The sequence below is a fragment of the Enterobacter sp. ODB01 genome (assembly GCF_001623605.1).
Taxonomy (GTDB): Bacteria; Pseudomonadota; Gammaproteobacteria; order Enterobacterales; family Enterobacteriaceae; genus Enterobacter; species Enterobacter kobei.
In genome coordinates this window covers 3,393,600-3,416,792 of the sequence record NZ_CP015227.1, presented here as the reverse complement: position 1 = coordinate 3,416,792, position 23,193 = coordinate 3,393,600, and the positions used below count along the sequence as shown (strand labels likewise).

The window sequence follows — 23,193 nt, the reverse complement described above, 5'->3', positions numbered from 1 at the left end:
TACTCTTATCATTTAGCCTGCAAAAGTATCTCCATCAGCCCTGGAAAACGGGTATCCAGATCGTCTCTTCGCAAAGAAATCATGTTTTCTCGTCCCTGCGGACGCTGCCAGATGACGCCGCTGTCCCGCAATACGCGCCAGTGGTGGGTCATGGTGGATTTCACCACATCTTCCGGGCGCAGCGCGTTACAGCTGAGTTCGCCGCCGTCAGCAAGTCGGCGGATAATTGACAGCCGGAGCGGGTTGCCGAGGGCAAACAGCACATTTTCCAGCAGTATTTGTTCTGTTTCAGGGTGGTTTGGGATCATCGTTTTCCTGCGTATGGCGTCAGATTGAGCTATATCAACAATAGGTCAACCCGTAAAAAATAGTTCGATAATACTCGTACAATAGGACTATTATAGCAAACGAACGAATACACGACCATCCCGGTCGTCACAGACAAGTCAGAAAGACTTAAGGAAATAGTATGCCCCGACCCATCCCTCTCGAACGTTATCGCAACATCGGTATCTCCGCGCATATCGATGCCGGTAAAACAACCACCACTGAGCGCATCCTGTTTTATACCGGGATGAGCCATAAGCTGGGTGAAGTACACGATGGCGCGGCAACCACTGACTGGATGGCGCAGGAGCAAGAGCGCGGGATCACGATTACCTCCGCGGCGGTCAGCTGCTTCTGGCCAGGCATGGACAGAGGGTTTGAACCGCACCGGATCAACATCATCGACACCCCGGGGCACGTGGATTTCACCATTGAGGTCGAACGTTCCATGCGCGTGCTCGACGGCGCGGTCATGGTGTATGACTCCGTGGGTGGCGTGCAGCCACAGTCGGAAACCGTCTGGCGTCAGGCGAACAAATACAAAGTTCCTCGCATTGCGTTTGTTAACAAAATGGACCGCCCGGGGGCCGATTTCTTCCGCGTGGTGCGGATGATGCAGGAACGCCTGAAGGCCAACCCGGTGCCGATTGTGATTCCGGTTGGCGCGGAAGAGCACTTCACCGGCGTGGTGGATCTCATCAAGATGCGCACCATTTTGTGGGACGATGCCACTCAGGGCATGGTGTTTACCTATGCACCCGTGCCGGATGATCTCGTCAGTACCGCCCAGGAATGGCGGGAAAAAATGGTCTCAGCCGCGGCGGAAGCCAGCGATGAGCTGATGGATAAGTACCTTGAAACGGGAGATCTGACGGAAGCGGACATGATTAAAGGCCTGCGTATCCGCACCATTTCTGGCGAAATCCAGCCGATGCTGTGCGGCAGCGCGTTCAAAAACAAAGGCGTGCAGCGCATGCTTGATGCGGTGATTGAGCTGATGCCGTCCCCGCTGGACGTGCCGGCCATTGATGGCGTGGATGAAAAAGGGCAGCACGCGGAGCGTCATCCGAGCGATGATGAGCCGTTCTCCGCCCTGGCATTCAAGCTGATGAGCGACCCGTATGTCGGGCAACTGACCTTTATCCGCGTTTACTCTGGCGTGCTGCGTAAAGGTGATGCGGTCTATAACCCGGTGAAAGGAAAAAAAGAGCGCATCGGGCGTATCGTGCTGATGCACGCCAACGACCGTCACGAGGTGGATGAACTGCGCGCCGGGGACATCGCGGCCTGCGTTGGGCTGAAAGACGTGACCACAGGTGATACGCTGACCGACCCGAACGCCGTTATCACGCTTGAACGCATGGAGTTCCCGGATCCGGTTATCTCGCTGGCAATCGAGCCGAAAACCAAAGGCGATCAGGAGAAAATGGGGATCGCGCTGCAGCGTCTGGCAGCGGAAGATCCGTCGTTCCGTCTGCATACTGACGAAGAGTCCGGTCAGACCATTATTTCCGGAATGGGTGAGTTACACCTGGAGATTATCGTCGACCGTATGAAGCGTGAGTTTGGCGTCGAGGCGAACATTGGTCGTCCACAGGTGACCTACCGTGAAACCCTGCGTAAGGCGGTGAAGGATATCGAAGGTAAGTTTGTCCGTCAGTCCGGTGGTAAAGGGCAGTATGGCCATGTTGTCCTGAGCCTGGAGCCGACAGAACCTGGCAGTGGCTTTACGTTTGAGGATGCGACCAAGGGCGGCGTGGTGCCACGCGAGTATATCCCGTCCGTTGAGAAAGGGCTGCGGGAGGCGATGAACAGCGGTGTGCTGGCGGGCTATCCGGTTGTCGATGTTAAAGCGACGCTGACGTTTGGCTCGTACCACGATGTCGACTCGTCTGAGATGGCGTTCCGCATGGCGGCAATCCTTGGTTTCAAAGAGGGCGCTCGCAGGGCGGATCCGGTGATTCTTGAGCCGATCATGCACGTGGAGGTGGAAACACCGGAAGAGTACGCCGGTAACATCATGGGCGATCTCTCCTCCCGACGCGGCATGGTGCAGGGCATGGAAGAGCAGTACGGCAGCCAGATTATCCGCGCTGACGTGCCGCTGGCCGAGATGTTTGGCTACGCCACGACATTACGCTCGATGTCCCAGGGACGCGCGACGTATACGATGGAGTTCCATCATTTTGCGGAAGCACCGCGGAATGTTGCGGATGAGATTATTTCGAAGCGCGCGAAGTAGTACGTCAACCCTCTCTCTTATGGGGAGAGGGTTTTTCAATCCAGAGCCTTCACCATCTTCCCGCTCGTCACAAACGTCCCCGCCCCAAGATGATGCAGCGTATTCAGTTTATCCCCGTCAAACTGCCAGCGTCCGGCGACGAACGCGCGCTCATCTGCTGCCGCCGAAACCACTTCGCCAAACAATGTGTCATATTTTTCCGCCGCGGAGGTAACGGGTAATAACCGGCACTCCATCCACGCCAGACATTTTTCTTCGATAACCGGCAGGCCGAGTTCAGGGCCGTTTACGACCGGAATGCCGTAGCAGTTGAATTTGTCCTCGTCGCGCCCGCTGACGCTGCCGACCGCGTAAGTCCAGTTGGCCGCCGCTACGCCGGGAATGACAATCCCAAACTTTCCGCTGCGCTCAATCAGCTCGCGCGACCAGGTACTTTTGTCGACCACGATAGCGATGCGCGGCGGTTCAAACTCCACGGGCATTGACCATGCGGCGGCCATCACGTTGCGTCTGTCGAGAGATTCGTCCCGACTGGTAATCAGTACGGTAGGACCGTGGTTCAGCAGGCGGCTGGCATGCCGTAATTCAACAGGGCGAAAGTGGCTCATAGGATCTCCTCATCTACACGATGAGTATGGCGAAAAAGCACGTAAATCAAAATGAATGCGCAAAATTAGTTTATAAACAGAACATCACAATCAAAGGAAACTGATGCATGTCCCCATTTCTGACTGGCTATTTCGCGCGTATCGGCTGGACGCAACCCACACGGGTAGATATCGATACCCTGCGCGAGCTGCATTTACACCACAACTGCGCCATTCCATTCGAAAATATTGATGTCGTCCTGCCGCGCGAAATTCATCTTGAAGATCAATGCCTGGAGGACAAACTGGTGACCGCGCGCCGTGGGGGATATTGCTTTGAGCAAAACGGCCTGTTTGAGCGAGTCTTGCGTGACGTCGGATTTACGGTGCGCAGCGTGCTCGGGCGCGTGGTCCTGGCGAATCCGTCGCAGATGCCGCCGCGTACGCACCGCCTGCTGCTGGTCGAGCTTAACGGTGAACGCTGGATTGCTGACGTTGGGTTTGGCGGCCAGACGCTGACGGCGCCGATTCGTCTGCTGGCTAACGAAGAACAGGAAACGCCGCACGGGCAGTATCGTCTGCTGAGCGAGGGGAACGACTGGGTGCTGCAGTTCCGCCATCATGAACACTGGCAGTCGATGTATCACTTTGACCTGACGACGCAATATTTCAGTGATTATGTTATGGGGAACTTCTGGTCGGCGCACTGGCCGCAATCGCATTTCCGCCATCATCTGTTGATGTGCCGCCATCTGCCGGACGGCGGTAAGCTGACGCTGACCAACTTCAACTTCACCCACTGGCAGAATGGCCATGTGGAGGAGCAGATCCATTTGCCGGATGCAGAGGCGCTGTATCAGCTGATGCAGTCGCGGTTTGGTCTTGGGGTTGACGATCCGAAGCACGGCTTTACACTAGCAGAATTGACGGCGGTGATGGCGGGGTTTGATACGCATCCGCAGGCAGGAAAATAGCCCGGTGGCGGCTACGCCTTACCGGGCCTACATGGGTTCGAACGTAGGTCGGGTGAGGCGCAGCCGCCACCCGAGAACATAAAAGGCATACTGATATGGAAATCTTGATTCGGAATAAATTTAGTTCTGTGGGAATGTTGCTCGGTGTTATTGCGCTGCTTCTCTCCTTAGCTCAGTTCACCCTCGGTCCGTTTTCTTCAAAGTCGACAGCACTTGAAGTTGTTGTGGCTGAAAAGGTTTCGGCAGTAAAAAAAGGAATAATGGCTGGTTTAAAAGGAGAGCAGCCGATCGTTGAGACGAAAAAGAAACCAGTAGATATCGACCGGTTACTGATCGCCAGCGGAATAGTGTTGTCTGTCGTGTCGCTTGGACTTGCTTTCATTAGTGGCCTGCGTAAAGAGAACAAATGGACCGTGAGTGGGGCACTCTTTTTTTCCGGGGCCACGATCGCTTTTCATGCGGCGTTACTGGCTTTTGGTCTCATCATTGCGGTTTTAGTTCTGATGTTAGTTGTTTCAATCATAAGCGGAAGCACTCCGTTCTGACCTTATAGCCCGGTGGCGGCTACGCCTTACCGGGCCTGCAAGGGCTCGAACGTAGGGCGGGTAAGGCGTAGCCGCCACCCGACACACTCAGCGGCGCGATCTCACCACCTGATACCGCCGGGTAAAATACTCAAACGGCGCGCTCCAGACGTGGACCAGGCGGGTGAACGGGAAGATAAGGAAGATCGTCATTCCCAGCACCAGATGTACGCGGAAGATCGGTGCCACGCCGCTTAACATCTCCGACGAGCCGCCCTTAAACGTCACGATCCCCTGTGCCCAGCCGACCAGCTTCATCATCTCGCTTCCGTCCGGATACTGAGCGGAGAACGGAATGGTCGACAGCCCAAGAATGCACTGGATCAGCAGGATACTCATGATGATGATATCCGGCGTGGTGGACGTTGCACGCACGCGCTGGTTGAACAGGCGGCGGATCAGCAGCATTGACCCACCGATGAGTGTCAGCACGCCGCAAATCCCGCCCGCAATCATAGCCAACTGCTGTTTAACCGCGACGGGCAAAAACCAGGCATACATCCAGTGCGGGGTTAACATGCCGAACAGGTGGCCGAAGAAAATCCCCAGGATCCCGATGTGAAACAGGTTAGAAGCCCAGTTCATACCGCGTTTGCTGAGCATCTGGCTCGACGAGGCGCGCCAGGTGTACTGCCCGTAGTCGTAACGCAGCCAGCTGCCGAGGAAAAAAACGGTGGCGCAGATGTAGGGGTAAATGTCATAGAAAAACACGTTCAGGTAATGTGTCATTTTGGGCCTCCGGCACTGACGTCCACGTACTGCGGCGCGACATCCTGGCTAAAGCGTCGTTGATAGTGCTGCATCGGCGAGCTGTCGCACGATGTGGCGTTGTCTTCGATAAACTTCACCTGTTCCTCTTCCCACACGGCATCCAGCGCCTGGCGGGTGTCGTCGCGTTTCTCGCCTGACACCTGTTGAGTGACACTGTCACTTGAAAGGCGGCTTCCGGCGAGGGCGAGCAGGGCGTCAAACAGCTGATAATGCGCCACGCCGCGCTGTTTCAGACGACCGCCAACCAGGGCGAGGATTGGCGCGACGTTCTGCAATCCCTCACGCGCTTCGTCGTCGGTTACGATGCTGAGATATTCCAGATAGAGCGGCAGGTAATCCGGTAGTTCACGGCAGTCCAGCACCAGGCCCGCTTTTTCATACTGACTCATCAGGTCAACCATCGCCTGGCCGCGATCGCGGGATTCGGCGTGAACGTGCTCGAACAGCAGCAGCGAAGTCGCGCGCCCGCGTTCGAACACTTCACACCACTCGGCCTGTTTATCCAGCAGCGGGGCGCTCAGGTGCTGTCGGGCAAACGGCAGCAGCATGGGCGCGTCCTGCGCAATCAACGAGAGCGCTTCATCACGGTTCTCCCACAGCGTGTCATCGGGATACTCAATCAGCAGCGCGACGATCTTGAGGATCTGCATTATTCTCCCTCCCCATGTTCGCGCACCTCGGTAATGTTGATGGCATCGATGCGGCTGCTGTTGAAGAGGTTGAATTTGGTGTCGGAGCCGTGGCAACCGTCACCAAAGGTGAAGCCGCAGCCGTTTTTCTCCGGGAACGCGTCGCGCGCCATTTCACGGTGGCTGGTGGGGATCACGAAGCGATCTTCGTAATTCGCAATAGCCAGATAGCGGTACATCTCCTCAACCTGCGCTTCGGTCAGGCCGACTTCTTCGATGGCGCGAGTATCGGTCACGCCTTCCACGGTCTGGGAGCGTTTGTAGTGGCGCATCGCCATCATACGTTTCAGAGCACGCAGCACCGGGCCTGGGTCACCTGCGCTAAGCATATTTGCCAGATACTGCACCGGGATGCGCAGGCTTTCGACAGCAGGCAGTACGCCATCACTCTGCGGCAGGCCGCCGGCATCCGCGTAGGACTGAATCGGTGACAGCGGTGGCACGTACCAGACCATCGGCAGGGTGCGGTATTCCGGGTGCAGCGGCAGAGCCAGCTTCCAGTCCATCGCCATTTTATAAACAGGCGATTTTTGCGCTGCCTCAATGACGTTTGCCGGAATACCCTGTTTCAGCGCTTCTTCGATGACCGCCGGATCGTGCGGGTTCAGGAACACGTCGCACTGACGTTCGTACAGATCGGTTTCGTGCTCGGTGCTGGCCGCTTCTTCAATGCGGTCCGCGTCGTACAGCAGCACGCCGAGATAGCGAATACGCCCGACGCAGGTTTCTGAGCAAACGGTCGGCTGGCCGGACTCAATGCGCGGGTAGCAGAAGATGCATTTCTCGGATTTACCGCTCTTCCAGTTAAAGTAGATTTTCTTGTACGGACAACCACTGATGCACAAACGCCAGCCGCGGCACTTGTCCTGGTCAATCAGCACAATGCCGTCCTCTTCGCGCTTGTAGATGGCACCGCTCGGGCAGGTGGCGACGCAGCTCGGGTTCAGACAGTGCTCGCACAGGCGCGGCAGGTACATCATGAAGGTATTTTCAAACTGGCCGTACATCTCCTTCTGGATCTTCTGAAAGTTGCGGTCGCGGGCGCGCTTTTCGAACTCACCGCCCAGCAGCTCCTCCCAGTTAGGCCCCCAAACGATTTTATCCATCCGCTTGCCGTCAATCAGCGAGCGAGGGCGAGCGGTAGGGAGATGATCCCCCTCCGGGGCGCGATGCAGGTCCTGATAATCAAAGGTGAAGGGTTCATAGTAATCGTCAATTTGCGGCAGAACAGGGTTAGCGAAAATTTTCGACAGAACGCCCATTTTGCCGCCGAGACGCGGGGTCAGTTTGCCGTGGATCCCGCGGATCCAGCCGCCTTGCCACTCCTCCTGGTCTTCCCAGTTTTTTGGATAGCCAATGCCCGGCTTGGTTTCGACGTTGTTGAACCACGCATATTCCATGCCTTCACGCCCGGTCCAGACGTTCTTACAGGTGACCGAGCAGGTGTGGCAGCCGATGCATTTATCGAGATTCAGAACCATGCCAACCTGTGAGCGTATTTTCATTTTTTCGTCTCCTGTACCTGATCCCGACCTTCGCCATCCAGCCAGTTAATGTTTTTCATTTTGCGGATCATGATGAATTCGTCGCGGTTCGAGCCGACGGTGCCGTAATAGTTAAAGCTGTACGCCAGCTGCGCATAGCCGCCGATCATGTGCGTCGGTTTCGGGCAGACGCGGGTAACGGAGTTGTGGATCCCCCCGCGCCGGCCGGTCACTTCAGAGCCCGGAATGTTCAGAATGCGCTCCTGAGCGTGGTACATCATGGTCATGCCCGGCGGCACGCGCTGGCTGACTACCGCGCGGGCGGTGAGGGCGCCGTTAGCGTTAAAGGCTTCGATCCAGTCGTTGTCCTCAATGCCCAGCTCACGCGCGTCGGTTTCGCTTATCCAGACAATCGGCCCGCCGCGCGACAGGGTCTGCATCAGGAGGTTTTCGCTGTAGGTGGAGTGAATGCCCCATTTCTGATGCGGCGTCAGGAAGTTAAGCGCTTTTTCCGGGAAGCCGTTCGGCGGGATCTCGCGCATATGGCTCACGCTACGGGTATCAATCGGCGGACGGTAGGCCACCAGACTCTCCCCGAAAGCACGCATCCACGGGTGATCCTGATACAACTGCTGACGACCGGAAAGGGTGCGCCAGGGGATTAGCTCATGAACGTTGGTATAACCCGCGTTATAGGAGACATGCTCGCTCTCAAGACCGGACCAGGTTGGGCTGGAGATGATTTTGCGCGGCTGCGCCTGGATGTCGCGGAAGCGAATTTTCTCGTCTTCTTTGTTCAGCGCCAGATGCGTGTGGTCACGTCCGGTCAACTCCCCAAGCGCTTGCCAGGCCTTAACCGCCACCTGACCGTTGGTTTCCGGCGCGAGGGCGAGGATCACCTCTGAAGCGTCAATGGCGGTTTCAATCCGCGGACGACCTTTTGCCGGGCCGTCGGGCTTGACGTAATTGAGCTTGCCGAGGAAATCGACCTCGTTCTGGGTATTCCACGATATGCCTTTTCCGCCGTTACCGAGCTTGTCCATCAGGGGGCCAAGAGACGTAAAGCGCTCGTAAGTTTCCGGGTAGTTTCGCTCAACGACCGCAATGTTTGGCGCGGTTTTGCCGGGGATCAAATCGCATTCACCTTTGCGCCAGTCCTGGATATCAAACGGCTGAGAGAGTTCCGCCGGAGAGTCGTGCTGCAACGGTTGCAGAACCACGTCGGTTTCGGTGCCCAGGTGACCGACGCACACCTCGGAGAAGACCCTGGCGATGCCTTTGTAGATCTCCCAGTCGCTGCGCGATTCCCACGCCGGATCGACGGCGGCGGAGAGCGGGTGAATAAACGGGTGCATGTCCGAAGTGTTCATATCGTCTTTTTCGTACCAGGTGGCAGTCGGCAGGACGATATCGGAGAACAGACAGGTGCTGGACATGCGGAAGTCGAGCGTCACCAGCAGATCGAGCTTGCCCTCGATGGCAGCGGTTTGCCATTCGACCTCTTCAGGCTTCACGTCGTCTGTGGAACCCAAATCTTCACCCTGAATGCCGCTCTCGGTGCCGAGCAGGTATTTCAGCATGTACTCGTGACCTTTCCCGGACGAGCCAAGAAGGTTAGAGCGCCAGACAAACAGGTTACGCGGGTGGTTCTTGCCGTTATCGGGTTGCTCGCAGGCGAAGCGAACGTCACCCGATTTTAGCCCCTGAACGGTGTAGTCCTGCGGCGTCATGCCCGCCGCATCGGCACGTGCCTTAATGTGCAACGGGTTCAGGTTGAGCTGCGGGGCCGAGGGCAACCAGCCCATGCGCTCGGCGCGAACGTTGAAGTCGATCAGGTGCCCGGTGAATTGGGTGGCATCCGCCAGCGGGGAGAGGAGCTCCTGCGCGGTCAGCTTCTCATAGCGCCACTGGCTGGCATGGTTGTAAAAGAATGACGTGCTGTTCATCTGACGTGGCGGGCGGTTCCAGTCCAGCGCAAAGGCCAGCGGCAGCCACCCGGTTTGCGGACGCAGTTTCTCCTGGCCCACATAGTGCGACCAGCCGCCACCGCTCTGCCCGACGCAGCCGCAGAAGACCAGCATGTTGATCATCCCGCGGTAGTTCATGTCCATGTGGTACCAGTGATTCACCCCGGCACCGAGGATAATCATCGACCGCCCGTGCGTTTTGTGCGCCGTGTCGGCAAACTCGTGGGCGATTTTTTCAATCAGATACGCGGGTACGCCGGTGATCTGCTCTCCCCAGGCGGGAGTGTAGGCTTTGATCTGGTCATAGCTGTCTGCGGCGTTACTGTCCTGCAGACCACGATCGAGGCCGTAGTTCGCCAGCACCAGATCGTAAACGCTGACCACCCGTTTCTCGCGACCGTCGGCGAGCGTCAGGGTTTTGCTCGGTACGCGGCGCGTCAGCACCGGCTCCTGCTTCACGCTGCGAAAATGCGGGTTCTCATTACCGCCAAAGTAGGGGAAGGCGACATCTGCGACGCTATCGTGCGTAATCAGCAGGGAGAGGGTCAGCTCGCTTTCATGGCCTGCCGCCCGGGGCTCCAGGTTCCATTTGCCTTTTTCTCCCCAGCGGAAGCCGATGGAACCGTTTGGCACCACCAGGTTCCCGGCAATATCAAAGGCGACCGTTTTCCATTCAGGATTATTGGCTTCACCCAGCCCGTCGACAAGGTCTGAGGCCCGCAGCATCCGCCCCGGTACGACGCGACCATCGGCCTGTTCGTCCAGCAGGACCAGCATCGGCATGTCGGTGTAGCGGCGGCAGTAGTTGAGGAAGTAGTCGCTCGGGTTATCGAGGTGGAACTCTTTAAGGATCACATGGCCCATTGCCATGGCGAGGGCGCTGTCGGTGCCCTGTTTAGGCGCCAGCCACTGGTCGCTCAGCTTCGCGACTTCCGAGAAGTCCGGCGTAATGGCGACGGTTTTGGTGCCTTTGTAGCGCACCTCAGTGAAAAAGTGGGCGTCCGGGGTACGCGTCTGCGGCACGTTCGAGCCCCAGGCAATGATGTAGCTGGAGTTATACCAGTCTGCTGATTCCGGCACATCGGTCTGCTCCCCCCAGGTCATTGGGGAGGCCGGAGGCAGATCGCAGTACCAATCGTAAAAGCTAAGGCAGGTGCCGCCCAGCAGCGAGAGATAGCGGGTCCCGGCGGCGTAAGAGACCATCGACATCGCCGGGATAGGGGAAAAACCGGCGACGCGATCGGGGCCATAATTTTTGATGGTCCAGACGTTGGCGGCGGCAATCAGCTGGTTTAGCTCTTTCCAGTTTGAGCGGATAAAACCGCCTTTTCCGCGCGCTTTCCTGTAGCTCTGCGCTTTCTGCGGATCGTTCTGAATGGCATCCCAGGCCAGCACCGGATCGGTATGCTGCGCCAGCGCTTCTCGCCAGAGTTCAATTAACCTGCGGCGCACCAGCGGGTATTTGAGTCGGTTGGCGCTGTAGAGATACCAGGAATAGCTTGCGCCACGCGGGCAGCCGCGCGGTTCGTGGTTGGGCAGGTCAGGGCGGGTGCGTGGATAGTCGGTTTGCTGGGTTTCCCAGGTCACCAGGCCATTTTTGACATAAATCTTCCAGCTACAGGAGCCGGTACAGTTCACGCCGTGGGTGGAGCGCACAATCTTGTCGAACTGCCAGCGCTGACGATAGCTGTCTTCCCAGTCGCGGTTGGTGTGATACACCTGCCCGTGCCCATCGGCGAAACTGTCGCCTTTAGTTTTGAAGTAACGAAAGCGGTCCAACAGTTTGCTCATGACATTTCTCCTGCTTCGATAGCATGGCCGGAGGGGGTTGCATCCCGCTCCGGCAAAGAGGTCGTTATTATTTTTGTGACGATTTGCGGCCGTACACCAGCCAGGTGACAAGGACACAGACGATGTAAAACACGAGGAACACTTTCATGGCCCCGACCGGCGATCCGGTCATCGCCAGCGAGGTGCCAAACGCTTTGGGAATGAAGAAGCCGCCCACGGCGCCGATGGCAGAGATAAAGCCCAGCGCGGCCGCTGTTTCGGTCACCGCTTCATGCTGCGCCTGCTCGTCCGTGCCGCCCTGCTTTTTGACGCGGTCGAGGGTGATTTGGCGGAAAATAATCGCAATCATCTGGAAGGTGGAGCCGCTGCCCAGCCCGGCAGTGAGGAACAGCCCCATAAACACCAGATAGAAGGCGAAGAAACTGCCTGAACCTGAGCCCGGAAGCGTCAGGAAAATCAGGGCGCTAAAAATCGCCATAAAGACGAAGTTGATCAGCGTCACCCGCACGCCGCCCAGTTTGTCGGAGATCATCCCGCCCGCCGAGCGGGCCAGCGCGCCGATCAGGGGACCAAAGAAGGCGAGGTGCAGGATGTTCACGTCCGGAAACTGGGTTTTCGACAGCATGGCAAAGCCCGCCGAGAAACCGATAAACGAGCCGAAGGTCGCCAGATAGAGCAGGCTTAGCAGCCAGAGGTGAAAGCGTTTCAGGACCGGAAGCTGGCTGGCGATGGAGGCCTTTGAGCTGGCAATATCGTTCATGCCAAAAAACGCCGCAATGGTTGCCAGCAGCAGGAGGGGGGCCCAGATCCAGGCCGCGTTTGCCAGCCACATCGTCGAGCCATCCTCCTGTGGCACACCGTGCACCCCGAGGAAGGTGAACATCGGGAGGAAAATGACCAGCGGCGCAACCAGCTGCATCACGCTGACGCCCAGGTTGCCCAGCCCGCCGTTGATGCCCAGCGCGCTGCCCTGTCTGGATTTCGGGAAGAAAAAGCTGATGTTGCCCATGCTCGATGCGAAGTTAGCGCCAGCAAAACCGCAGAGCAGGGCGATGATGATAAAGATCCAGTACGGCGTCGCGGGGTTTTGAATGGCAATTCCCAGCCACACGCAGGGGATAATCAGGATGACGGTACTCAATACCGTCCAGTAACGCCCACCGAATATCGGTACCATAAATGAGTAGGGGACGCGCAATATCGCACCGGAGAGAGAAGGTAATGCTGTTAGCATAAAAAGCTGATCGGTGGTGAAATTAAATCCGACTTTATTCAGGTTGACGGCGATGGCGCTAAATAACATCCAGACGCAAAACGCTAATAGCAGGCAAGCCACAGAAATCCATAGATTTCTTCGTGCGATATGTTTTCCTTTATTCTCCCAGAATTGCGCGTTTTCAGGTTTCCAGTTACTCAACAGATGCGGATTATTCTTTTCACTTTGTTGCGACATAGCGCCCTCTTGCTTACCTTAATGGAAAGAAAAAAGAAGTAAAAACAAAAAGATGAGTGAGAATTTGCTGTTGGATTTATTGGATGTTTTGGGATACATCTGAAAGGATAGATAAAAAAGCGCGCCCCTGAGGTGAGAATGGAAATTGCGGAGCGCTTAATATGTTACCAATTGTAAGTGTTGCGGGAATTAATACTCCGGAAGGAGTATTAAAACAATTCCAGCGTGATAAGTTTGTCGAGATGTTTATTTAGCGCCGCATCGTCCATTTCCGGCATATTTAATACGGTGATCCCATCCAGGCCGCAAACCAGCCCTATCAAACGCCAGGCAATATTTTCCGCCCGATCGGTGAGTGTGAATGCCCTGGCTTCCGCCCCGGCACGGATAATAACCACCGTCTCGTGATGCCACATCTCCATGGTCAGGACATAAGCCGCTTTGATCTCGGGATCTCGGCTGGCGAGAATTTGCGCTTCCCGCCACAGTCGGATATAAGGCTCAAACTTACCGTCGTCGCTGCCGAGCATGCTGTGCAACCGTTCCCGCCAGGTGGCACGTTCATCCGCCACGTCGGCATCTAATAGCTCGCGGATCAGGCGAACGAATGCCAGCGATTTCAACTCACCTCCGGAGGCAAAGTGGTGATGAACCTGCCCGGTAGCGACGCCCGCTTCAGTCGCAATGCGCCGCACCGTCATCGCCGCCAGCCCCTCGGCGAGCGCCACGCGCATGGCGGCCTGTAAGATTGCTTCCCGCCGTTCATCCTTGCTCAGATATCGCATGTTTACTCACTCTCAATGGGAATGAAACGAGTGTAACAAAAAGCTGGACACTCGTTCAACTTTACGTAGGATCGCATCCTGGACATGTGTCCATGTTTAAAATGAAAAGGAAATTTATGTTTCGTCAGTGGTTAGCGTTAGTGATTATCGTGCTGGTTTATATCCCGGTCGCGATCGACGCGACGGTGCTGCACGTGGCGGCGCCGACATTGAGCATGACGCTGGGCGCCAGCGGTAACGAATTACTGTGGATTATCGACATCTACTCGCTGGTGATGGCGGGTATGGTGCTGCCGATGGGCGCACTCGGTGACCGCATGGGGTTTAAACGATTGTTAATGATCGGCAGCATGCTGTTTGGGGTGTCGTCCCTGGCGGCAGCCTTTGCGCCGTCAGCCGGGTGGCTGATTGCGGCGCGCGCCTCGCTGGCAATCGGTGCGGCAATGATCATTCCGGCCACGCTGGCCGGGATCCGCACGCTGTTTACCGACGCGCGGGATCGTAATATCGCGCTTGGCGTCTGGGCGGCCGTGGGTTCAGGTGGGGCGGCATTTGGTCCGCTGATTGGCGGTATCCTGCTTGAGCATTTCTACTGGGGATCGGTGTTTTTAATCAACGTCCCGATTGTGCTGGTGGTGGTGTCGCTGGCGGCGCGTTTTGTACCCCGTCAACAGGGGCGTCCTGAGCAGCCGCTGAATATCAGCCATGCCATCATGCTGATTGTGGCAATCCTGCTGCTGGTCTACAGCGCCAAAACCGCGTTGAAAGGCGTGCTGTCGCCGTGGCTGGTAGCCTGTACGTTGCTTACCGGGGCTGTGATGCTGTTGATTTTCGTGCGTATTCAACTGCGCGCCCGCGTGCCAATGATCGACATGCGCCTGTTTTGTCACCGCATCATTCTCAGCGGTGTGGTGATGGCGATGACGGCGATGATCGCGCTGGTGGGCTTTGAGCTGCTGATGGCGCAGGAATTGCAATTCGTTCACGGCTTTACGCCATTCGAAGCCGGCATGTTTATGCTTCCGGTCATGGTGGCGAGCGGGTTTAGCGGGCCGATCGCCGGAGTACTGGTGGGGCGTCTGGGGCTACGCATTGTGGCTGCGGGTGGCATGGCGCTCAGCGCGGTCAGTTTCATTGGCCTCTCGATGCTCGATTTCAGCACGCAGCAGTGGCAGGCGTGGAGCCTGATGGTGCTGTTGGGCTTCAGCGCCGCCAGCGCGCTGCTGGCCTCGACCTCTGCAATCATGGCCGCCGCGCCGAAAGAAAAGGCCGCCGCTGCCGGGGCGATTGAAACCATGTCTTATGAACTGGGGGCCGGGCTTGGGATCGCTATCTTTGGTCTGCTGCTGACCCGCAGTTTCTCTGCGTCGATTGATTTGCCGCAGGGGCTGAATGCGTCTCTCGTCGACAAAGCCTCGTCATCCATCGGCGAGGCGATGAAGGTGGCGCAGGATCTCACGCCAGCACTGGCGGTTTCGGTGACGGAGGCGGCGAAAAGTGCGTTTATTACCTCCCACAGCGTGGCGCTGGGGAGTGCGGGGGGCATGCTGTTGCTGCTGGCGGCAGGAATGTGGTTTAGCCTGGCGAAGGTGCCAAAGCAGTAGACAAGCCTGGTGCGCAGGCTGGCCGGGCAGCAGTTTAGGGCGTTAGCAGGCAGTGTTCATCTCGTGCTTCAATTTCTGAACCGCTATAGCGTGCGTATTGCCCGGTCAGGCCAAAAAACGCGGGTTGGGTTTCAGTATAGATTTCTGCGGCAAGTACCAGCCGGCGTCGTTCATCTTCGCTCATCTCAAGCAGCGTCCAGGGAATAAAATAGCGCGCCGTTGCGGTCAGTTTGAACCACAGCGGGCAGCCGCAGCCTGGACAAAACCAGCGTTCTCCCCGTGCGGATGAGGCGAAATGAGACGGGGCAATGGAATCTTGCTCCACAAGCGGCTCGCCCTGCGTCTCAAGATACATGGCAATGCCGCCTGACCACTTCTGGCATTGCGTACAGTGACAGGCATATACATCAAAATGGTTGAGGCTCACGCTGAACTGACTCATTCCGCATAAGCAGCGTCCTTTGAACAGGTGCATGGCGTTCTCCTTTTTGACGCCAGAAATCCGTATAAAAAAAGCCAGCCACATGGGCTGGCTTTTTAGCGTGACAAATCTTAGAACTGGTAGGTCAGGCCGACAGCAACGATGTTGTCGGTAGCAACGCCAGTTGCTTTGGTGAAGCTGTTGTCGTCAACCAGGTTGATTTTGTAATCAACATAGGTAGACATGTTTTTGTTGAAGTAGTAGCTCGCGCCAACGTCAACGTATTCAACCAGATCCTGGTCGCCGTATGAACCCAGATCTTTACCTTTGGATTTCAGGTAAGCGATGGATGGACGCAGACCGAAGTCGAACTGATACTGAGCAACAACTTCGAAGTTCTGAGCTCTGTTCGCGATATAACCGTCACCGAAGTTGGTCATGTTGCGGGTTTCAGAGTAGGTGGTTGCCAGGTAGATGTTGTTCGCATCGTATTTCAGACCAGCAGCCCAAACTTCTGCGTTTTCACCGCCAGCGTTAACGGTATTGGCTACGCGACCTGCAGCAACCTGACGGTCAGTACGGTCAGATTTCGCGTAGGTGGCACCGACAGCGAAGCCGTCCATTTCATAGGTAGAAGACAGACCCCAGCCGTCACCGTTCGCTTCGGTGATGTTACGGTCATCGTTTTTACCCTGGTACTGAGCAGCAAAGTTCAGACCGTCAACCAGACCGAAGAAGTCGGTGTTACGGTAGGTTGCAACGCCAGTCGTACGGCCAGTCATAAAGCCATCAGTCTGCGTCCAGGTATCACCACCGAACTCTGGCAGAACGTCAGTCCATGCGCCGATGTCGTAAGCAACACCGTAGTTACGACCGTAGTCGAAAGAACCGAATTCGTTGAATTTCAGACCTGCGAAGGCCAGACGCGTTTTGCTGCCGTCAGTGCCCTGGGATTCAGAACGGTTGCCTTTGAACTCATATTCCCACTGGCCGTAACCGGTCAGCTGATCGTTGATCTGAGTTTCACCTTTGAAGCCCAGACGAACGTAAGTTTTGTCGCCGTCGTTGCCAGCGTCATCAGAGAAATAGTGCAGACCTGTCACTTTACCGTACAGATCCAGCTTGTTACCGTCTTTGTTATAAACTTCAGCCGCGTTTACAACGCCTGCTGCCAACATGGAAGTCACTGCCACTGCAACTAATTTAAGTTTCATCTTAAATATTCCTTATAATTTTCTTAGGTATTTCCTGAGCCACTTTGAACGAGTTTTAAACGAGGCTGCTCGTCAATGGCATGTTATTTTTAAAAATCTTGTGGTCCTCTTTCAATAATAAGTTTCAAAATATTAATAATAATTTCATTTAGTGTGATCGAGATCGGATAAATGGCCTAAAAATAGCCTGAAATGATGAGTATTTAATCAATTTTGGGTGGGGTTTATTTCCGTCAATATAGTTTCATTGGGTTGTTATAAAATATGTTAATTATCGGTAATGCCGTTCTTTTGGTTGGGATGGCAGAGTGTATTTAACCGAAAAGGGCGGCCTTGCGCCCTTAATTGCACGGAAATTCCGTTGCTTAGACAGAAACACACAGAAACATACTATTGCACTTTGTGCTATTAATATTGTGAGTATTTGTCGGCAATTAATCACATAGCGGTGTCAGTTTGTGTCAATATTAAGAGACGCAAATTTACGAAAAGAGGGTAATATAAACAGAAGTTAAACGCGCGCCCAAATATTAAATTTATGTTAATTTTTTGCTGTCGGGATGAATATTACCCGACAGCTGACCCGGAATTATTTTTTGGTGGCGTACCAGCAAAGCAATGACCCGACGCAGACCATCAGCGCGCCTTGCCAGAACGAGAAAGAGAGGGGGAACTCAGCAGCACGGCGGCAAGCGCGGCAGAGAGTACGGGAGTAAAATAGGATACGGCGGCCAGCACCGTGACGTTACCGTGCAGAATGCCAACATTCCAGGCGGCATAACCTAACCCTAGCGCCACACCACACATAACGAGTTTCACGACAACCGGAACAGTGAAGACCATTTCCGGCTGATCGCTCAGCGCATATTTCACCCACAGGCTCAGTGCCGTCAGCAAAACAAACAGCGTAATGCCGTTTTGCCCGTTAGCAAATTTACGGGTTACCGTGCAGTAGGCGGCCCAGATAAATGCCCCGGCAAAAGCCAGCGTATAGCTGAGTGGATTCGATACAATATTGCGCATTATTTCATCAGGGTGTAATCCTTGATCACCCCCTAGTACCCAACATACACCGAGTAGTGCAATGATTAAGCCGGGGATAACCCACAGCGTTGATTTTTGTCCGTTGAACAAAATAGCAAAGACGATCGTCAGGCTCGGCCAGAGATAATTGACCATCCCCACTTCAATGGCCTGCGCTCGCGTGGCGGCATAGCCTAACGACAGGGCAAGACAAATTTCGTAACTGACAAACAGTACGCTGCCGGCAATAAGATACCTGGGTGAAAAGCGTTTAATATCAGGAAATCCCACCGTTACCAGACACAATAATCCGCTGAGGGTGTATATCATCGCCGCACCGCCGACGGGCCCCAGCCCCTCACTCACGCTACGAATCAAGCCCACCATTGTGCTCCACAACAGAATCGCTGCCAGCCCGATAAGCGTTGCTCTCTTTCTGTCCATTACGTCTTCATCGCTAAAAAAATCAAAGGAAAAAGATATAGCATTAATCCTGACGCTGTTGCGAATTATTCTCGCATGTGTTTAACCCTAAAGGATTATTTGAAGGCGCGAGCGGTGACCATTAAGAGGGCGAAGTCACGCGACCTTGATTTGACGCAAAAAAAAAAGGGGTTTTGCTGTTAGTTTGCGGCGCGAAGTCTTATTTGAACACGAGGACAACAATGGACGTCAGCCGCAGACAATTTTTTAAAATCTGCGCGGGCGGTATGGCCGGAACAACAGCCGCTATGCTGGGATTCGCTCCTAAAATGGCGCTGGCTCAGGCACGCAACTATAAACTGCTGCGCGCGAAAGAGATCCGTAACACCTGCACATACTGCTCCGTGGGTTGTGGGCTTTTGATGTACAGCCTGGGTGATGGCGCGAAGAACGCCAGAGAAGCGATTTATCATATTGAAGGGGACCCGGATCATCCGGTGAGCCGTGGGGCGTTATGCCCGAAAGGCGCGGGTCTGCTGGACTACGTTCACAGCGAAAACCGCCTGCGTTATCCGGAATACCGTGCGCCAGGTTCGGACAAATGGCAGCGTATTTCCTGGGATGAGGCCTTCTCCCGTATTGCAAAATTGATGAAAGCCGACCGCGACGCCAACTTTGTTGAAAAGAATGCAGAGGGGGTGACGGTAAACCGCTGGCTTTCCACCGGTATGTTATGTGCCTCTGCGGCCAGTAATGAAACCGGCATGCTGACGCAAAAATTTGTGCGCTCTCTCGGCATGCTGGCGGTTGATAACCAGGCGCGCGTCTGACACGGACCAACGGTAGCAAGTCTTGCTCCAACATTTGGTCGCGGTGCGATGACCAACCACTGGGTTGATATCAAAAACGCTAACGTCGTGGTGGTAATGGGCGGTAACGCCGCTGAAGCCCATCCAGTGGGATTCCGCTGGGCGATGGAAGCGAAAAACAACAACGATGCGACGCTGATCGTCGTCGATCCGCGCTTTACGCGCACGGCTTCGGTGGCCGATATCTATGCGCCGATCCGCTCCGGCACGGACATTACGTTCCTGTCCGGCGTACTGCTGTACCTGATCGAAAACAACAAAATTAACGCGGAATACGTTAAGCACTACACCAACGCAAACCTGCTGGTGCGGGATGACTTTGCCTTCGACGACGGGCTGTTCAGCGGCTATGACGCGGAAAAACGCCAGTATGACAAGTCCTCGTGGAACTATCAGTTCGACGAAAACGGCTATGCGATGCGCGATGAAACACTGACGCACCCGCGCTGCGTGTGGAACCTGCTGAAGCAGCATGTTTCCCGCTATACGCCGGACGTGGTGGAGAACATCTGCGGTACGCCGAAAGCGGACTTCCTGAAAGTGTGCGAAGTGCTGGCCTCCACCAGTGCGGCAGACAGAACAACGACCTTCCTGTATGCGCTGGGCTGGACGCAGCACACCGTGGGTGCGCAGAACATCCGCACCATGGCGATGATCCAGCTGCTGCTCGGCAACATGGGGATGGCAGGGGGCGGCGTAAATGCGCTGCGCGGTCACTCCAATATTCAGGGGCTCACCGACCTCGGCCTGCTCTCCACCAGCCTGCCGGGTTACCTGACGCTGCCGTCGGAAAAGCAGGCAAATCTGCAAACGTATCTTGAGGCCAACACGCCAAAAGCGACGCTGCCGGATCAGGTGAACTACTGGAGCAACTATCCGAAGTTCTACGTCAGCCTGATGAAATCCTTCTACGGCGACGCGGCGCAGAAAGAGAACGACTGGGGCTTCGAGTGGCTGCCGAAGTGGGACCAGGCGTACGACGTCATTAAGTATTTCAATATGATGGATAAGGGGAATGTCACGGGGTATATCTGCCAGGGCTTTAACCCGGTAGCGTCCTTCCCGGACAAGAACAAAGTGGTTCGCAGCCTGAGCAAGCTGAAGTACATGGTCGTCATCGACCCGCTGGTGACCGAAACCTCGACCTTCTGGCAGAACCACGGTGAAGCGAACGATGTCGATCCGGCGTCGATTCAGACCGAGGTGTTCCGCCTGCCGTCCACCTGCTTTGCGGAAGAGGATGGCTCCATTGCCAACTCCGGTCGCTGGCTGCAGTGGCACTGGAAAGGCCAGGAGGCGCCGGGTGAAGCGCGGAATGACGGTGAGATCCTGGCCGGGATTTACCATCGTCTGCGCGAGATGTACCGCACCGAAGGCGGCAAAGGCGCTGAGCCGCTGCTGAGGATGGGCTGGGACTACAAGCAGCCGGACCGTCCTGAGTCTGAAGAGGTCGCCAAAGAGAACAACGGCGTGGCGCTGGCGGATCTCTATGACGCTAACGGCAACCTGGTGGCGAAGAAAGGCCAGCTGTTGAACAGCTTCGCGCTGCTGCGCGACGACGGCACGACGGCGTCGTCCTGCTGGATCTACACCGGCAGCTGGACGGAGCAGGGTAACCAGATGGCCAACCGCGATAACGCCGACCCGTCCGGGCTGGGCAATACGCTGGGCTGGGCCTGGGCGTGGCCGCTGAACCGCCGCGTGCTGTATAACCGCGCCTCCGCCGACGTGAACGGCAAGCCGTGGGATCCAAAACGCATGCTGATCCAGTGGAACGGCTCGAAGTGGGCAGGAAATGATATCCCGGACTACAACACCGCCGCGCCGGGCAGCAACACCGGGCCGTTTATCATGCAGCCGGAAGGGCTGGGTCGCCTGTTTGCGCTCAACAAGCTGGCAGAAGGGCCATTCCCGGAACACTACGAGCCGATGGAAACGCCGCTCGGCACTAACCCGCTGCACCCGAACGTGGTCTCCAGCCCGGTGGTGCGGATCTATGAAGACGACGTATTGCGCTTAGGCAAAAAAGACAAATTCCCGTATGTGGGTACAACCTATCGCCTGACCGAGCATTTCCATACCTGGACCAAGCACGCGCGGCTTAACGCCATCGCCCAGCCGGAACAGTTTGTGGAGATCAGCGAGACGCTGGCGAAAGCGAAGGGGATTGCCAACGGTGACCGCGTGAAGGTGAGCAGCAAGCGTGGCTTTATCCGCGCGGTGGCGGTGGTGACCCGTCGTCTGCAGAGCCTGTACGTTCATGGTCAGCAGGTGGAAACGGTAGGTATTCCGCTGCACTGGGGCTTTGAAGGGGTGGCGCAGAAAGGCTACATCGCCAATACCCTGACGCCAAACGTTGGCGATTCCAACTCGCAAACGCCGGAGTACAAAGCGTTTCTGGTCAACATCGAGAAAGCGTAAGGAGCGATTAAATGGCGATGGAAACACAAGACATTATTAAACGCTCCGCGACCAACCCGATTACCCCCGCGCCTCGTGCGCGGGACTATAAGGCAGAAGTCGCTAAGCTTATCGATGTCTCTTCCTGCGTGGGCTGTAAAGCCTGCCAGGTGGCCTGTTCGGAGTGGAATGATATCCGCGACGAGGTGGGGCACTGCGTCGGGGTCTACGATAATCCGGCGGATCTGAGCGCCAAATCCTGGACGGTGATGCGCTTTAGCGAGACCGAGCAGAACGGCAAGCTGGAGTGGTTAATCCGTAAAGACGGCTGCATGCACTGTGAGGATCCGGGCTGTCTGAAGGCGTGCCCGTCCGCGGGGGCGATTATTCAGTATGCCAATGGGATCGTCGACTTCCAGCAGGACAACTGCATCGGCTGTGGGTACTGCATCGCGGGCTGTCCGTTTAATATTCCGCGCCTCAATAAAGAGGATAACCGGGTCTATAAATGCACTCTGTGCGTGGACCGCGTGAGCGTCGGGCAGGAGCCTGCCTGTGTGAAAACCTGTCCGACCGGGGCGATTCACTTCGGCACCAAGAAAGAGATGCTTGATGTGGCGCAGGCGCGGGTGGACAAACTCAAAGCGCGCGGCTACGACAAGGCGGGTATTTATAACCCGCAGGGCGTGGGCGGTACGCACGTTATGTACGTGCTACACCATAACGACCAGCCGGAGCTGTATCACAATCTGCCGAAAGATCCGGCGATCGACACCTCAATCAACCTGTGGAAAGGGGCGCTCAAACCGCTCTCTGCAGCGGGCTTTATCGCCACCTTTGCCGGGCTGATTTATCACTACATTGGTATCGGGCCAAATAAAGAGGTGGATGACGACGAGGAGGAGCATCATGAGTAAGTCGAAAATGATCGTGCGCACGAAGTTTGTCGACCGCGCCTGTCACTGGACGGTGGTCATTTGCTTCTTCCTGGTGGCGGTCTCCGGCATCTCGTTCTTCTTTCCTACGCTCCAGTGGCTGACGGAAACTTTCGGCACCCCGCAGATGGGACGCATTCTGCACCCGTTCTTCGGCGTGCTGATTTTCGTGGTGCTGATGTTTATGTTCGTGCGCTTCGTCCATCACAATATCCCGGATAAGCAGGACATTCCGTGGCTAAAAGGAATTGTCGAAGTGCTGAAGGGCAACGAGCATAAAGTGGCGAAAGTAGGCAAATATAATGCCGGACAAAAGATGATGTTCTGGACCATCATGAGCATGATTTTTGTGCTGCTGGTGACGGGCGTCATTATCTGGCGTCCGTATTTTGCCTCGTATTTCCCGATTCAGGTGGTGCGCTACGCGCTGCTGATCCACGCCACCTCAGCCATTATTCTGATCCATGCCATTTTGATCCATATGTATATGGCGTTCTGGGTGAAGGGGTCGATTAAAGGGATGATTGAAGGGAAGGTGAGTCGTCGCTGGGCGCAGAAACATCACCCGCGCTGGTATCGCGATGTGGAACGACTGGAAGCGAAACAGGAAAGTACGGAAGGGATGAAGTAAGACCTGCGCCGTCGGCTTT

General features: G+C 55.9%; 17 protein-coding genes and 1 pseudogene. 7 read left to right on the top strand and 11 right to left on the bottom strand.

Annotated features, from left to right (window positions below):
* Nucleotides 1–8: 8 nt before the first annotated feature.
* Nucleotides 9–308, bottom strand: coding sequence for an ArsR/SmtB family transcription factor (locus tag A4308_RS16195; protein ID WP_023330483.1), 300 nt, complete (start codon nt 306–308; stop codon nt 9–11).
* A gap of 161 nt (nt 309–469) precedes the next feature.
* On the opposite strand from A4308_RS16195, the gene fusA reads away from it, so the two are divergent.
* Nucleotides 470–2,569: an elongation factor G gene (gene fusA / locus A4308_RS16190; protein ID WP_032636425.1), complete on the top strand. Its 2,100-nt coding sequence runs from the start codon at nt 470–472 to the stop codon at nt 2,567–2,569.
* Between the two features lie 35 nt (nt 2,570–2,604).
* Here the strand turns inward: fusA and A4308_RS16185 are convergent, their stop codons facing one another.
* Complete coding sequence (locus A4308_RS16185) at nt 2,605–3,177, bottom strand: flavin reductase family protein (protein WP_023330480.1); 573 nt, start codon at nt 3,175–3,177, stop codon at nt 2,605–2,607.
* A gap of 107 nt (nt 3,178–3,284) precedes the next feature.
* Between A4308_RS16185 and nhoA the strand changes: the two genes are divergently transcribed.
* Nucleotides 3,285–4,130: an N-hydroxyarylamine O-acetyltransferase gene (gene nhoA, locus A4308_RS16180; protein ID WP_023330479.1), complete on the top strand. Its 846-nt coding sequence runs from the start codon at nt 3,285–3,287 to the stop codon at nt 4,128–4,130.
* A 95-nt stretch (nt 4,131–4,225) separates the two neighbouring features.
* The gene (locus tag A4308_RS16175) at nt 4,226–4,675 is read left to right on the top strand and encodes a hypothetical protein (protein ID WP_032636427.1); all 450 of its coding nucleotides are present in this window, start codon (nt 4,226–4,228) and stop codon (nt 4,673–4,675) included.
* Nucleotides 4,676–4,762: 87 nt separating this feature from the next.
* On the opposite strand, the gene narI is transcribed toward A4308_RS16175, so the two are convergent.
* From narI to A4308_RS16145, 6 genes are all read right to left on the bottom strand, one after another.
* Entirely contained in the window at nt 4,763–5,443 is a 681-nt protein-coding gene (gene narI / locus A4308_RS16170) for a respiratory nitrate reductase subunit gamma (protein WP_014883923.1), read from the bottom strand.
* Nucleotides 5,440–6,135, bottom strand: coding sequence for a nitrate reductase molybdenum cofactor assembly chaperone (gene narW / locus A4308_RS16165; protein ID WP_014883922.1), 696 nt, complete (start codon nt 6,133–6,135; stop codon nt 5,440–5,442). Before narW ends, narI begins: the two co-directional genes overlap by 4 nt.
* Entirely contained in the window at nt 6,135–7,679 is a 1,545-nt protein-coding gene (narH, locus tag A4308_RS16160; RefSeq protein ID WP_014883921.1) for a nitrate reductase subunit beta, read from the bottom strand. Before narH ends, narW begins: the two co-directional genes overlap by 1 nt.
* A complete protein-coding gene (locus A4308_RS16155) occupies nt 7,676–11,416 on the bottom strand; it encodes a nitrate reductase subunit alpha (RefSeq protein WP_045282136.1) in 3,741 nt (1,246 codons plus the stop codon). Before A4308_RS16155 ends, narH begins: the two co-directional genes overlap by 4 nt.
* 67 nt (nt 11,417–11,483) lie before the next feature.
* Nucleotides 11,484–12,869: a NarK family nitrate/nitrite MFS transporter gene (locus tag A4308_RS16150; RefSeq protein ID WP_014883919.1), complete on the bottom strand. Its 1,386-nt coding sequence runs from the start codon at nt 12,867–12,869 to the stop codon at nt 11,484–11,486.
* 209 nt (nt 12,870–13,078) lie between these two features.
* Nucleotides 13,079–13,654 (bottom strand): TetR family transcriptional regulator, encoded by a 576-nt coding sequence (locus tag A4308_RS16145; RefSeq protein ID WP_014883918.1) that lies wholly within the window; start codon nt 13,652–13,654, stop codon nt 13,079–13,081.
* Between the two features lie 116 nt (nt 13,655–13,770).
* Here A4308_RS16145 and A4308_RS16140 point away from each other — a divergent pair, with 116 nt between their 5' ends.
* On the top strand, nt 13,771–15,258 hold the full coding sequence (locus A4308_RS16140) for an MFS transporter (RefSeq protein WP_045133989.1): 1,488 nt from the start codon (nt 13,771–13,773) through the stop codon (nt 15,256–15,258).
* A gap of 34 nt (nt 15,259–15,292) precedes the next feature.
* Here the strand turns inward: A4308_RS16140 and A4308_RS16135 are convergent, their stop codons facing one another.
* The 3 genes and pseudogenes from A4308_RS16135 to yddG all read right to left on the bottom strand — a co-directional run bounded on the left by A4308_RS16135 (nt 15,293) and on the right by yddG (nt 18,360).
* Complete coding sequence (locus A4308_RS16135) at nt 15,293–15,733, bottom strand: GFA family protein (protein WP_014883916.1); 441 nt, start codon at nt 15,731–15,733, stop codon at nt 15,293–15,295.
* 77 nt (nt 15,734–15,810) lie between these two features.
* A complete protein-coding gene (ompC, locus tag A4308_RS16130; protein ID WP_014883915.1) occupies nt 15,811–16,893 on the bottom strand; it encodes a porin OmpC in 1,083 nt (360 codons plus the stop codon).
* A gap of 589 nt (nt 16,894–17,482) precedes the next feature.
* Nucleotides 17,483–18,360 (bottom strand): annotated as a pseudogene (gene yddG, locus A4308_RS16125) (aromatic amino acid DMT transporter YddG).
* 221 nt (nt 18,361–18,581) lie between these two features.
* Here yddG and fdnG point away from each other — a divergent pair.
* From fdnG to fdnI, 3 genes are read left to right on the top strand one after another with little or no spacing between them, the layout of a single operon-like run.
* Complete coding sequence (gene fdnG / locus A4308_RS16115; RefSeq protein WP_127312431.1) at nt 18,582–21,629, top strand: formate dehydrogenase-N subunit alpha; 3,048 nt, start codon at nt 18,582–18,584, stop codon at nt 21,627–21,629.
* Between the two features lie 11 nt (nt 21,630–21,640).
* Nucleotides 21,641–22,525 (top strand): formate dehydrogenase subunit beta, encoded by an 885-nt coding sequence (gene fdxH / locus A4308_RS16110; protein ID WP_023330472.1) that lies wholly within the window; start codon nt 21,641–21,643, stop codon nt 22,523–22,525.
* Complete coding sequence (gene fdnI, locus A4308_RS16105) at nt 22,518–23,174, top strand: formate dehydrogenase-N subunit gamma (RefSeq protein ID WP_014883910.1); 657 nt, start codon at nt 22,518–22,520, stop codon at nt 23,172–23,174. Before fdxH ends, fdnI begins: the two co-directional genes overlap by 8 nt.
* Nucleotides 23,175–23,193: the final 19 nt, after the last annotated feature.

Bases quoted from the DNA above. Each gene is read 5' to 3' on its own strand.
- A4308_RS16195 (WP_023330483.1), bottom strand. From the start codon at position 308: ATGATCCCAAACCACCCTGAAACAGAACAAATACTGCTGGAAAATGTG.
- fusA (WP_032636425.1), top strand. From the start codon at position 470: ATGCCCCGACCCATCCCTCTCGAACGTTATCGCAACATCGGTATCTCC.
- A4308_RS16185 (WP_023330480.1), bottom strand. From the start codon at position 3,177: ATGAGCCACTTTCGCCCTGTTGAATTACGGCATGCCAGCCGCCTGCTG.
- nhoA (WP_023330479.1), top strand. From the start codon at position 3,285: ATGTCCCCATTTCTGACTGGCTATTTCGCGCGTATCGGCTGGACGCAA.
- A4308_RS16175 (WP_032636427.1), top strand. From the start codon at position 4,226: ATGGAAATCTTGATTCGGAATAAATTTAGTTCTGTGGGAATGTTGCTC.
- narI (WP_014883923.1), bottom strand. From the start codon at position 5,443: ATGACACATTACCTGAACGTGTTTTTCTATGACATTTACCCCTACATC.
- narW (WP_014883922.1), bottom strand. From the start codon at position 6,135: ATGCAGATCCTCAAGATCGTCGCGCTGCTGATTGAGTATCCCGATGAC.
- narH (WP_014883921.1), bottom strand. From the start codon at position 7,679: ATGAAAATACGCTCACAGGTTGGCATGGTTCTGAATCTCGATAAATGC.
- A4308_RS16155 (WP_045282136.1), bottom strand. From the start codon at position 11,416: ATGAGCAAACTGTTGGACCGCTTTCGTTACTTCAAAACTAAAGGCGAC.
- A4308_RS16150 (WP_014883919.1), bottom strand. From the start codon at position 12,869: ATGTCGCAACAAAGTGAAAAGAATAATCCGCATCTGTTGAGTAACTGG.
- A4308_RS16145 (WP_014883918.1), bottom strand. From the start codon at position 13,654: ATGCGATATCTGAGCAAGGATGAACGGCGGGAAGCAATCTTACAGGCC.
- A4308_RS16140 (WP_045133989.1), top strand. From the start codon at position 13,771: ATGTTTCGTCAGTGGTTAGCGTTAGTGATTATCGTGCTGGTTTATATC.
- A4308_RS16135 (WP_014883916.1), bottom strand. From the start codon at position 15,733: ATGCACCTGTTCAAAGGACGCTGCTTATGCGGAATGAGTCAGTTCAGC.
- ompC (WP_014883915.1), bottom strand. From the start codon at position 16,893: ATGAAACTTAAATTAGTTGCAGTGGCAGTGACTTCCATGTTGGCAGCA.
- fdxH (WP_023330472.1), top strand. From the start codon at position 21,641: ATGGCGATGGAAACACAAGACATTATTAAACGCTCCGCGACCAACCCG.
- fdnI (WP_014883910.1), top strand. From the start codon at position 22,518: ATGAGTAAGTCGAAAATGATCGTGCGCACGAAGTTTGTCGACCGCGCC.